The organism is Nonomuraea sp. 10N515B (assembly GCF_052245915.1).
Classification (GTDB): Bacteria; Actinomycetota; Actinomycetes; order Streptosporangiales; family Streptosporangiaceae; genus Nonomuraea.
The window spans coordinates 83,978-94,518 of sequence record NZ_JBQQBQ010000041.1; the positions used below are offsets into that span (position 1 = coordinate 83,978).

General features: G+C 71.5%; 9 protein-coding genes. 5 read left to right on the top strand and 4 right to left on the bottom strand.

The window, feature by feature from the left end; genetic code table 11:
- Nucleotides 1-107: 107 nt before the first annotated feature.
- Nucleotides 108-686 (top strand): hypothetical protein, encoded by a 579-nt coding sequence (locus ACTWQA_RS41040; protein WP_443164297.1) that lies wholly within the window; start codon nucleotides 108-110, stop codon nucleotides 684-686.
- A gap of 17 nt (nucleotides 687-703) precedes the next feature.
- Here the strand turns inward: ACTWQA_RS41040 and ACTWQA_RS41045 are convergent, their stop codons facing one another.
- Together ACTWQA_RS41045 and ACTWQA_RS41050 are read right to left on the bottom strand one after the other, a co-directional pair.
- Nucleotides 704-1,378 (bottom strand): hypothetical protein, encoded by a 675-nt coding sequence (locus ACTWQA_RS41045; protein ID WP_443164298.1) that lies wholly within the window; start codon nucleotides 1,376-1,378, stop codon nucleotides 704-706.
- Nucleotides 1,379-1,516: 138 nt separating this feature from the next.
- The gene (locus ACTWQA_RS41050; protein WP_443164299.1) at nucleotides 1,517-4,240 is read right to left on the bottom strand and encodes a SpoIIE family protein phosphatase; all 2,724 of its coding nucleotides are present in this window, start codon (nucleotides 4,238-4,240) and stop codon (nucleotides 1,517-1,519) included.
- A gap of 337 nt (nucleotides 4,241-4,577) precedes the next feature.
- On the opposite strand from ACTWQA_RS41050, the gene ACTWQA_RS41055 reads away from it, so the two are divergent.
- The 4 genes from ACTWQA_RS41055 (at nucleotide 4,578) to ACTWQA_RS41070 (ending at nucleotide 8,832) form a co-directional block, all read left to right on the top strand.
- The gene (locus ACTWQA_RS41055; protein WP_327581357.1) at nucleotides 4,578-5,033 is read left to right on the top strand and encodes a Fur family transcriptional regulator; all 456 of its coding nucleotides are present in this window, start codon (nucleotides 4,578-4,580) and stop codon (nucleotides 5,031-5,033) included.
- Nucleotides 5,034-5,048: 15 nt separating this feature from the next.
- A complete protein-coding gene (gene katG, locus ACTWQA_RS41060; RefSeq protein WP_443164300.1) occupies nucleotides 5,049-7,280 on the top strand; it encodes a catalase/peroxidase HPI in 2,232 nt (743 codons plus the stop codon).
- 142 nt (nucleotides 7,281-7,422) lie between these two features.
- Nucleotides 7,423-8,172 carry a sulfotransferase family protein gene (locus ACTWQA_RS41065; protein ID WP_327581359.1) on the top strand — a complete coding sequence of 250 codons (750 nt, stop codon included), beginning with the start codon at nucleotides 7,423-7,425 and terminating at the stop codon, nucleotides 8,170-8,172.
- A 60-nt stretch (nucleotides 8,173-8,232) separates the two neighbouring features.
- Nucleotides 8,233-8,832, top strand: coding sequence for a TetR/AcrR family transcriptional regulator (locus tag ACTWQA_RS41070; RefSeq protein ID WP_443164301.1), 600 nt, complete (start codon nucleotides 8,233-8,235; stop codon nucleotides 8,830-8,832).
- A 20-nt stretch (nucleotides 8,833-8,852) separates the two neighbouring features.
- On the opposite strand, the gene ACTWQA_RS41075 is transcribed toward ACTWQA_RS41070, so the two are convergent.
- Together ACTWQA_RS41075 and ACTWQA_RS41080 are read right to left on the bottom strand one after the other, a co-directional pair.
- On the bottom strand, nucleotides 8,853-10,322 hold the full coding sequence (locus ACTWQA_RS41075) for a hypothetical protein (RefSeq protein ID WP_443164302.1): 1,470 nt from the start codon (nucleotides 10,320-10,322) through the stop codon (nucleotides 8,853-8,855).
- Between the two features lie 12 nt (nucleotides 10,323-10,334).
- Nucleotides 10,335-10,541: hypothetical protein (locus ACTWQA_RS41080; protein ID WP_443164303.1), on the bottom strand; the 207-nt coding region annotated here is incomplete at its 5' end.

Below are 10,541 nucleotides of genomic sequence, written 5' to 3' on the forward strand. Positions count from 1 at the left end.
TGACACATCCACGCGTGGACATGCGGTTTCGGCGCTACCGAAGGGGTGCACGCGTCGGCGAGCCTGGAGGTCGTCCATACCTCACCCCCGTATCAAGGAGGCCTTCCATGGAAGCCGCCACCACCGATCCCACCCCCAGGCGCTGGATCGGCGTACTCAAGGGCCGCTGGCCGACCGCGGTCGCCATCGGGCTGACGTTCCTGTCGTTGAGCAGCGGCAGCGGCCTGAGCGAGGAGGTGGAGAGCCTCGCGCAGGCCCTGCCCGCCCTGCCGCTGCTGTATCTCGTCGTCGCCAAGCTGCGCAGGCCCGCGCTGTCGTGGCCGCTGCTGGGCGTGGGCATGATGATCATCGTCGGGGCGCGGCTGCTGGATCTGGTCGCGCCGTCCACGATCCTGCTCGCCCTGGCGCTGGTCGTGCTGGTGTGGGGCGCGATCGACGGGCACCTGCGCCGGTCCGGCGAATTCCGGCTCCAGGCGATCGGCATGATCGGGTTCGGCGCGCTGGCGCTGGCCGGTCTGGTCGTCGACCCGGAGGCAGGCCGTTATGTGGTGGCGGCGGGATGGTTGCTGCACGGCGTCTGGGACTTCGTGCACCTGCGCCGTGGCAAGGTGGTGGCCCGCTCCTACGCCGAGTGGTGCGGCGTGCTCGACGTGCTGATCGGGCTCGAGTTGATCTTCCTGGTGTGACGCGTGACGCTCAGCGATCAGGAGGTCGTCGTGGGCGAGGAACTCGGCGAGGAGCTCGGCGAGGGGGAGGAGGTCGGCGGCTGGCCGGGCCGGTGGTCGCCGTGCCAGCGGCCGCCCTTGCCGCGCCAGCCCTGCCCGTCGCGCAAGGCCGCCTCATGGATCGCGACGGCGGTGGCCGTGCCGCCGTCCACCTTGGCGGTGACCATGACCTTCTCCCCGGTCGTCACCGCGTCGATGCCCTCGCTGCCGCGGTTGATCCGGGTGTCTGCGTTGACCACGTACTCCTTGGTGTACCCGTCCTCGCTCTTGACCGTGATCGAGTCCTGGTCGACGGCCGTGACGTCGCCGTACTGGGAAGCGACGGTCACGTACGCGCCCGTGCCGTCCTTCACGACGTACTCGCCGTGAAGGGGCATACCGCCGAAGCCCATCTTGCGGCCCCAGCCCCGGTCGCGTCCCGGTGCCTTGTCGGACGGCGTACCGGACGGGCTCGCCGACGGTGCGGCAGTGCCGGTGGCCGTGGGTGTCGGCGAGGGCGACGGCGAGAAGGCCGCCGCGGCGGCGACGCCGGCGCCCGCGACGAGGACGACCGCGGTGGTGCCGGCCAGCAGCAGGGAACGGGGGAAGCGGCGCCTGGGCGGCTCGTTCCCCAGGGTTTCCGCGGTGCTGAATCCGTCCGGCTCAGAGCTCATGGTGTTCCTCCCCGATAGGTATGCAATGCGCTAACAGTGCATCAAGCCACCTAAGACCGCCGTAAATGCCGTTCGTCCCCAGATGTGCACTCTCCGTGCGGAACGGCGCACCCATCGCCGGGGGACCGTCATGGGCCGCTAATCGTCAGGCGGGTCGTACAGGTCCAGGCCGCTGTGCTCGGTGAACAGGGCGGGCGCGGTGGCCTTCAGAGGCTGTTCGGTCCAGATGCATTTGCCGGTGGCGGTGTAGCGAGTGCCCCAGCGGTGGGAGAGGGCGGACACCAACTGGAGTCCGCGTCCGCCCTCGTCGGTTTCTGCGGCGCGGCGGATGCGGGGGGTGGTGAGGCTGCCGTCGGAGACCTCGCAGGTGAGGACGTCGCTGCGCAGCAGGCGAAGCTGGATGGGGCCCTTGGCGTGCCGGACGACGTTGCCGACCAGCTCGCTGGCCAGCAGCTCCGTGGTCGTCGACAGGGCGTCCAGGTTCCAGGCGCTGAGCTGGGCCCGGACGTGTTCGCGGGCCTGGCGCGCGGCTTTGGGGTGCTCGGGCAGCGGCCAGGAGGCCATGTCGTCGCCCGGCAGGGCGTGGGTGCGCGCGATCAGCAGGGCGGCGTCGTCGGTGGTGCCGTCCGTGGGCAGCAGGGTGGCGGTGAGCCTGTCGCACAGGGCTTCGAGGCATGCGGCGCAGCGAAGCCCCGTCGCGTCCGGAGCGGCGGCATGATCCCGGTGCGGGCACGCCGTCCCGGGCAGCGCCTCGCGGACGGCGCTGGTGAGGGCCTTGGCGAGATGAGCCATGCCCTGGTCGATGTCGAGCGTGGAGGATTCGACCAGGCCGTCGGTGTACAGCACCAGCAGACTGCCGTCGGGCAGGTCCATTTCCACGGTGTCAAAGGGCGGGGTGGCGGCGCCGAGGGGCGAGTTCGGGTCGGCGTCGGGGAAGTGCACGCTGCCGTCCGGGTGGACGACGGCGGGCGGGGGATGGCCGGCGCGGGTGAGGACGCAGCCGCGGGTGGTGGGGTCGTAGACCAGGTACAGGCAGGTGGCGTAGAAGTCGTCGCCGAGGTCGCTGACCAGGTCGTTGAGGTGGGTGAGCAGGTCATCGGGAGGCAGTTCGAGGTCGGCGAGGGTACGGACGGCGGTGCGCAGGCGGCCCATGGTGACGGCCTCCGACACGCCGTGTCCCATGACGTCGCCGATGACGATGGCGACCCGGTCCGCCGACAGCGGGATGACGTCGTACCAGTCGCCGCCCACCTCCATTTCCGTGCCGGCGGGCAGGTAGCGGGCCGCGGCGGTGACCGCGGGCAGCGGCGGCAGCTCGCGCGGCAGCAGACCGCGCTGCAGTTCCTTGGCGCGCGTGTGCTCCCTGTCGTACAGGCGGGCCCGTTCCATGGCCTGGGCGACCAGCCCGCTGAGCGCGGTGAGCAGGTTGCGCTCCTCGCCGGTGAACAGGCGCGGCTCGGCGAAGGAGACGACACAGCTACCCACCGGGCGTCCCGAGGCGATCAGCGGCAGGAAGGCCCACGCCTTCTTGCCTCCCTCCGCGGGCAGGCCGGCCGTCTTCGGGTAGCGCTCGATGTACTCCTCGACCGAGGTGATGAACTGCGGGCTACGCTGACGCAGGACCTCCGCGATCGGGAGTCCCGAGCCGGCCGGTATCCGGGAGATCCTCTCGATGAACTCCGCGGAGTATCCGGTGAACCCGACCGGCCGCAGGTGGTCGCCCTCCCGGAAGGCGAGCATCAGTCCGGCGGCGCCGAACGACGGCAGGATGTGATCGGCGGTGGCGTCCACCACGTCCTGCACCGTGACCGCCTCGGCCAGCGCCCTGGTCAACTGGCTGATGCGGGAGGCCCGCTCCGTGGCCGCGCGCTCGGCGTTGTGCGCCTGCGGACCGGTGACCGTCCCCAATGCCTCGTGTGTCCGGGTGACGTCCCAGAGGGTGCCGGCCATGCGTGCCGGTTCACCGTTCTCATCGACGACCAATCGGCCGCGGACCCGTACCCAGCCGGTCGTCCCGTCCGGGCGGCACACCCGATATTCCGTGCTGTACATCCGTCCCAGGCGGATCGCCTCGTCGATGTCGGCCAGCACCCACGGCAGATCGTCAGGGTGGACGGCGCCCAACCAGGTCTCGATCCGGCTGTCGAACGTCTCCGGAGCGATGCCGAACGCGGTGAGCGTCGCGTCGTTCCAGATGACGTCACCGGTCCGGATGTCCCAGTCCCAGCTGCCGACCGCCGGCAGATCCTGCGGGAGATGCGCGCCAGGGGGCTGTTCCTGGCTCCCCGGGAGGCTCGAAACAGGCGGAGGTCCGGAGGGCTTGCTCAGGCGTTGGCCGGCCCATCGGCCCAGCAGGTCGAGAAAGGCTCGTTGCCCCGCAGACGGCTCCTGCGAGGAGAGCGTCACGACCGACAACGTGCCGACCGGCCGGCCCGGGCCGAGCAGCGGGACCGCCGCCATCGCCGTACCGGCCGGCCACGCCCGGGACTCGCCCGCCGTCGCGTCAGGTTCACGCATGCCAGGGACGAGGTTCGCCAAGGGCGCCCAGACGAACGCACTGTCCCGGAACGCGCGTGCCGGGGCGAGCGGGCCGCTTCCGTCAATACGCTCCCATTCCTGGGCGAAGGCCGGAGGCAGGCCGCTGGTCACCACCAGGCGCAGCCCGCCGCCGAGGCCGGGACGGCCCAGGTGCACCATGCCGCCCAGCCCGGCAAGATCGGCCACCGCCTGCTGGATCGCGAACCGCAGGAGCTCGATCCCCCACAGATCGTCACCCACCTCGGACAGCAGCCGTTGCCGCTCCTCCGAGATCCGGCCCGCCCTCGTGAACCGCGGACCGGGCGCATGCTGGTCGTCGCCCATCCCCATCCCCTGCCCTTCACCACGTCGCCAGGGTCCGTCACCAGGGTCAAGATGGGGGCATTAGTACAGAGTATAGCTACAGAGCGCACACAGACCATCGCTCGACTCGCACGGGGGAGCACGGCCGGCTCGCCGAACTCGCCACGCTGACCGGCCACGCCGGCTCGGTCCATGCGGTCGCCTCCAGCCCGGACGGCAAGGCGCCGACCGCCGCGGCCAAGCCCGCCATCCGGACGGCCCGTCACGCCATCGAAGAGACGGACCTCACCTGTGGCTGACTAAACTTGTACTGTTCGTTGTCTTGAACTATTCGCGTTTATGGAGATAGGTTGGGCCCATGACCGCACCCCAGACCCCGACCGCCGCCGAGGAGCTGCGCGGGGCAGGCCTGCGGGTGACGGCCGCCCGCGTCGCGCTGCTCGACACCGTCCGGCAGGGTGACCACCTCGACGTCGAGGCGATCGCCTCCGGGGTGCGTGATCGCGTAGGCCACGTCTCCCTCCAAGCCGTGTACGAGGCCCTCCACGCACTCACCGCGGCGGGACTCCTGCGCCGCATCGAACCGCAGGGCAGCCCGGCCCGGTTCGAGGGACGCGTCGGCGACAACCACCATCACGCCGTGTGCCGGTCGTGCGGTGTCGTCGCCGACGTCGACTGCGCGGTCGGCGAGGCGCCCTGCCTGACGGCGTCCAACGACCAAGGTTTCGTGATCGACGAGGCCGAGGTCATCTACTGGGGCCTGTGCTCCGACTGTTCCAGCGCCCGCAATCTCCTGAGCACCGATATCGCATAGTCCGGAAGGATTCCCATGGCTGAGAACCCTGATGCAATCGTCACAGACGCGAAGACTGAGGGCGAAGGCGGCTGCCCGGTCGCGCACACGCGCGCCCCGCACCCGACTCAGGGTGGCGGAAACCGCCAGTGGTGGCCGGAACGGCTCAACCTGAAGATCCTCGCCAAGAACCCCGCCGTGGCCAACCCCCTCGGCGAGGAGTTCGACTACGCCGAGGCGTTCAAGAGCCTCGACCTCGCCGCCGTCAAGCAGGACATCCTGGAGGTGCTGACGACCTCGCAGGACTGGTGGCCGGCCGACTTCGGCCACTACGGCCCGTTCATGATCCGGATGGCGTGGCACAGCGCCGGCACCTACCGGATCAGCGACGGCCGCGGCGGCGCCGGGGCCGGCCAGCAGCGCTTCGCGCCCCTCAACAGCTGGCCGGACAACGGCAACCTCGACAAGGCCCGCCGCCTGCTGTGGCCGGTCAAGAAGAAGTACGGCCAGAAGATCTCCTGGGCCGACCTCATGATCCTCACCGGCAACGTCGCCCTGGAGTCGATGGGCTTCAAGACCTTCGGTTTCGCCGGCGGCCGCGCGGACGTCTGGGAGCCCGACGAGGACGTCTACTGGGGCCCCGAGACCACCTGGCTCGGCGACGAGCGCTACACCGGCGACCGTGAGCTGGAAAACCCGCTCGGCGCCGTTCAGATGGGCCTCATCTACGTCAACCCGGAGGGCCCGAACGGCAACCCGGACCCGATCGCCGCGGCCCGCGACATCCGTGAGACGTTCCACCGGATGGCGATGAACGACGAGGAGACGGCCGCCCTGATCGTGGGCGGTCACACCTTCGGCAAGACCCACGGCGCGGGCCCGGCCGAGCACGTCGGCCCCGACCCCGAGGCCGCCCCGATCGAGGCGCAGGGTCTCGGCTGGAGCAACACGTTCGGCACCGGCAAGGGCGCCGACGCGATCACCAGCGGTCTCGAGGGCATCTGGACGAACACCCCGATCACGTGGGACAACAGCTTCCTCGAGATCCTTTACGGCTACGAGTGGGAGCTGTTCAAGAGCCCCGCGGGCGCCTACCAGTGGCGGCCGAAGGACGGTGCCGGGGCGGGCACCGTCCCCGACGCTCACGATCCGTCCAAGCGCGTGGCCCCGACGATGCTGACGACCGACCTCTCGCTCCGGTTCGACCCGGTCTACGAGCAGATCACGCGGCGCTGGCTGGAGCACCCCGACGAGCTGGCGGACGCCTTCGCCCGCGCGTGGTTCAAGCTGACCCACCGTGACATGGGCCCGATCGTGCGCTACCTCGGCCCGGAGGTCCCGGCCGAGACGCTGCTGTGGCAGGACCCCCTTCCCGCGGTGACGCACGAGCTCATCGACGCTGAGGACGTCGCCGCCCTCAAGGGTCAGATCCTCGCCTCGGGCCTGTCGGTGTCCCAGCTCGTGTCGACGGCGTGGGCGTCGGCCTCGTCCTTCCGCGGCAGCGACAAGCGGGGCGGCGCCAATGGCGCGCGCATCCGCCTCCAGCCGCAGAGCGGGTGGGAGGTCAACGACCCCGACCGGCTGGCGACGGTGCTGGGCACCCTGGAGGGCATCCAGAAGGCCTTCAACGGCGCCCAGACCGGCGGCAAGCAGGTCTCGCTCGCCGACGTGATCGTGCTCGCCGGCTGCGCGGCCGTCGAGAAGGCCGCCAAGGACGCCGGCTTCGACGTCCAGGTGCCCTTCACGGCGGGTCGCGTGGACGCCTCGCAGGAGCAGACGGACGTGGAGTCGTTCGCCGCGCTCGAGCCGGCCGCCGACGGGTTCCGCAACTACCTCGGCAAGGGCAACCGGCTGCCGGCCGAATACCTGCTGCTCGACCGGGCGAACCTGCTGACCCTGAGCGCCCCCGAGATGACGGTCCTCATCGGTGGCCTGCGCGTCCTGGGCGCGAACTACCAGCAGTCGCCGCTCGGCGCCTTCACCACGACCCCCGGGTCGCTGACCAACGACTTCTTCGTCAACCTGCTCGACCTGGGCACGACGTGGAAGGCGGTGTCGGAGGACGCGAACACCTTCGAGGGTCGCGACAGCGCCACGGGCGAGGTCAAGTGGACCGGCAGCCGCGCCGACCTCGTCTTCGGCTCGAACTCCGAGCTGCGCGCGCTCGCCGAGGTCTACGCGAGCGACGACGCGAAGGAGAAGTTCGTGAACGACTTCGTCGCGGCGTGGGGCAAGGTGATGAACCTCGACCGGTTCGACCTTCGCTGATCACGACGCCCGGGCCGGCCGCGCGGCCGGCCCGGGCGTTCCGCTCGTGCTGCGATACCTGTGAGAGGTCTCAGCGAAGAAATAAACAAGTGTTGAGATCTGCCCCCGGTCCTCCTAGCCTGAAGGCGACAGGTCAGCGGACATGACAGGGGACGTCGACATGCTCAAGGTCATCGGCGCGGGTCTTCCGCGCACCGGCACCACCTCGACGAAGGCCGCGCTGGAACGGCTGGGTTTCGACCCCTGCTACCACATGGCCGAGGTGATGACCCACCCCGACCATGTCGACCGGTGGCTGTCGGTCGCCGCCGGCGAAGTGAAGACGCGCGAAGACTGGAGCCGGGTGTTCGCGGGCTACCAGGCGACCCAGGACTGGCCCGCCAGCCACTACTGGCGGGAACTGGCCGACGCCTTCCCCGAGGCGAAGATCGTGCTCACCGTACGCGACCCGCACAAGTGGTATCCCAGCGTGCGGATGCTCCTGTCCGGCGAGAACCGCCCGGACCTGTCGGCAGAGCTGCCCGCGGACCTGCCCGAGGCCGTCCGCCAGATCTTCGCCTCCATGGAGCGGATGCGGCCGGCGATGGACCAGATCGGCCAGGCCTACTTCGGCTCCGACTGGCACTTCGGGGGAGACATGGTGGACGAGGACGCGGCCGTGGCGGTGTTCGAGCGGCACGTGGCGGCGGTGAAGGAGGGCGTTCCCGAGCAGCGGCTGCTGGTGTTCGACGTGCGGGAGGGGTGGGAGCCGCTGTGCGCCTTCCTCGGCGTGGACGTGCCCGCCGGGGAGCCGTTCCCGCATCTGAACGACGCCGAGTCGATGCGGCAGGCGTTCGAGCGGATGCAGGAGGGCGACATGTCGGCGTTCCCGTTCGGCGAGCCCGGCCACTGACAGGCCGGGGCCGGGCGCGCTCGGCGGTAGCATCGGCCTGCACGGGAGAGGTGACCAGCAGTGACCAGTGCCGCCGAGCAGGCCGGGGGCCCGGAGCGCAAGGGCGAGCGCACCCGCCGCCGCATCCTGCAAGCGGCGCGGCGGGTGTTCGGGAGAGTGGGCTACGACCGCGCCACCGTCCGTGCCATCGCCGCCGAGGCGCACGTGGACAAGTCCTCGGTGATCCAATACTTCGGCACCAAGCAGCAGCTCTTCCGCGAGGCCGTCGCCTTCGACCTGGAGGTCGACGCGCTCACCGTGGGGGGCGATCCGGCCGCCTCGGCGGAAAACTACCTGCGTGCCATGCTCCAGCGCTGGGCCGCCGACCCCGACAGCCCCATGGCCGTGCTCCTGCGCACCAGCCTGACCAGCGAGGAGGCCGCCGAGCTGCTGCGCAGGCACGTCACCACCGAGGCCATCGACCGGATCGCCCGGCGCCTGGAGGGGCCGGATCCGCGGCTGCGGGCGGCGCTGGCCGGGGCGATCATGTTCGGCATCACCACCCACCGCTGCGTCCTGCGCACGCCGGACCTGGCCGGCGTTCCGCTGGAGGACATCCTCCGCCTGGCCACACCGCTGATCCGCGTCCTTCTCGCGCCGCCGGAAAACCCGAGCGCCTGACAGGACCTGCGGCCCCGAGGTCAGGCACCCGCCGCCCACCGCAGGCGTACGGGGCCGAACAGGCCGGTGACCCGCTGGCCGGGGAAGACGAAGTGCGTCGGGCTGACCTCGTCCAGGTAGGGGCCGAGGGTGCCGAGCACGAGGATCTCGACCGTATTGTCCCCGCTGTCCAGGCTGACGTCGAAGGTGTAGGGCGAGCACACCCGGATGCCGCACGGCCGCCCGTTCACCGTCACCTCCGCGGTGCCGCGTACTCTGCCGAGATCGAGGAGGCCGGGCCCGGCCGCGGCGGTGACCGTGGTGCGGTAACGGACGCCACCGCTGTAGCCGGCCAGCCCACGCTCCTCCCAATCCCCGAGCCGCATCCGGCCGGGACCGCAGGTGAAGCGCACCGGACCGGCGAGCGCCGCGCCTGACTGCGCGCCGGGCGCCGTCGTCACCTCCAGTTCGGTGCCGCCGGCGATCCGGACCGTGGCGCCGGCTGCCGCGTCCACCTCGATCCCGGTCACTCCGGGCGGCGGATCCAGCAGGAAGCGCTCGGTTCCCGGCCGGGCGCCGGGCACGGCGAAGGCAGCGGGCAGCGCGGCGGGGCGCCCGTCGAGCCAGCCTGCCGCGGGCAGGGGATGCGGCCGGGGGCGCAGGTACAGCGCGGCGGGGTCGCCGTGCTGGCGGCGCCGTACCCGCGGGCGCGACGGCCAGTGCGGGCCCGAGACCACCAGCCCGTCCACCAGCACCCAGCCGTCCGACACCACCCGGATCGTGTTGTCGCCCCGCCGGAGCAGCCCGGAGACGTCGTAGCGGCGCACCCGCGGGATGTCGGCGTCCGCGTAGGGGTCGAAGCCGCCCTGCCTGCCCGCCTCCTCGCCGTTGACCAGCACGCGGCAGGGCGCCGTCGAGGCCACCTGCAGCACCTCGTACGGCGGCTCCCCGAGGCGCACGGTCGTCTCCAGCAGCGAGCCGCCGATCCACTCCGGCCGGGCGGCGTCGGCGGGATCGGCGACCAGGCACGCGTAGGCGCGCAGGTCCTGCTCCTCGTCCGGGACGAGGAGCAGCTCCAGCACCTGCTCGCCGGGCGGGAGGGGCGAGCGCGAGACGGCGGCGTACCCGGCGTCGTCGAGCGGCTGCTCGGCACCGTCCAGCCAGACGGTCTTGGCGGCGCCCGCACCCACCGCGAGCCATCCGCCGCCGGGGGGTACGGTGAGCAGGCTGCGGAAGCGGGCCCGCTCGCCCGCCCGCACGCGGCCGAAGGCGAGGAACTCCGCCGGCACGTGGCCCTTCGGCCCCAGCGTGTCGCGGTGGATGGGGTCCTTGCGCAGCCCGCGCGAGGCCGACCACACCGAGGGCGTCCACGGGCCGTCCTCGATCCGCTGCTCGCCCCGCGGGCCGAAGGTGGCGTGCACGTGCTCGCCGCCGGGTGTGCGCAGCGTCCAGCGTTCGACGGTGGCGCTCGTGGTGCCGAAGTCCGCCCAGGTGTCGTCGAGGGTGGGCACGAGTTCGACGTCTCACTCCGCGCCGAGGTCGAGCTCGTGCCCGTAGGCGGGGGGCGGCGGCGCGGGCTCGGCCTCGGTGCCGTCGAAGACTAGCAGTGCGGCCGGTCCGTCGTCGAACGGCACGACGAACTCCATGGCGTCGCCGTCCGCCCGGTACGGCAGCGCTCTCGGCTCGCCTCCGCCGACCAGGTCCGCCAGCAGCGGCGTCCCCGCGACGCC

What these genes read in the sequence shown, in the direction of transcription:
- ACTWQA_RS41040 (WP_443164297.1), top strand. Translation starts at nt 108, where the DNA reads ATGGAAGCCGCCACCACCGATCCCACCCCCAGGCGCTGGATCGGCGTA.
- ACTWQA_RS41045 (WP_443164298.1), bottom strand. Translation starts at nt 1,378, where the DNA reads ATGAGCTCTGAGCCGGACGGATTCAGCACCGCGGAAACCCTGGGGAAC.
- ACTWQA_RS41050 (WP_443164299.1), bottom strand. Translation starts at nt 4,240, where the DNA reads ATGGGCGACGACCAGCATGCGCCCGGTCCGCGGTTCACGAGGGCGGGC.
- ACTWQA_RS41055 (WP_327581357.1), top strand. Translation starts at nt 4,578, where the DNA reads ATGACCGCACCCCAGACCCCGACCGCCGCCGAGGAGCTGCGCGGGGCA.
- katG (WP_443164300.1), top strand. Translation starts at nt 5,049, where the DNA reads ATGGCTGAGAACCCTGATGCAATCGTCACAGACGCGAAGACTGAGGGC.
- ACTWQA_RS41065 (WP_327581359.1), top strand. Translation starts at nt 7,423, where the DNA reads ATGACAGGGGACGTCGACATGCTCAAGGTCATCGGCGCGGGTCTTCCG.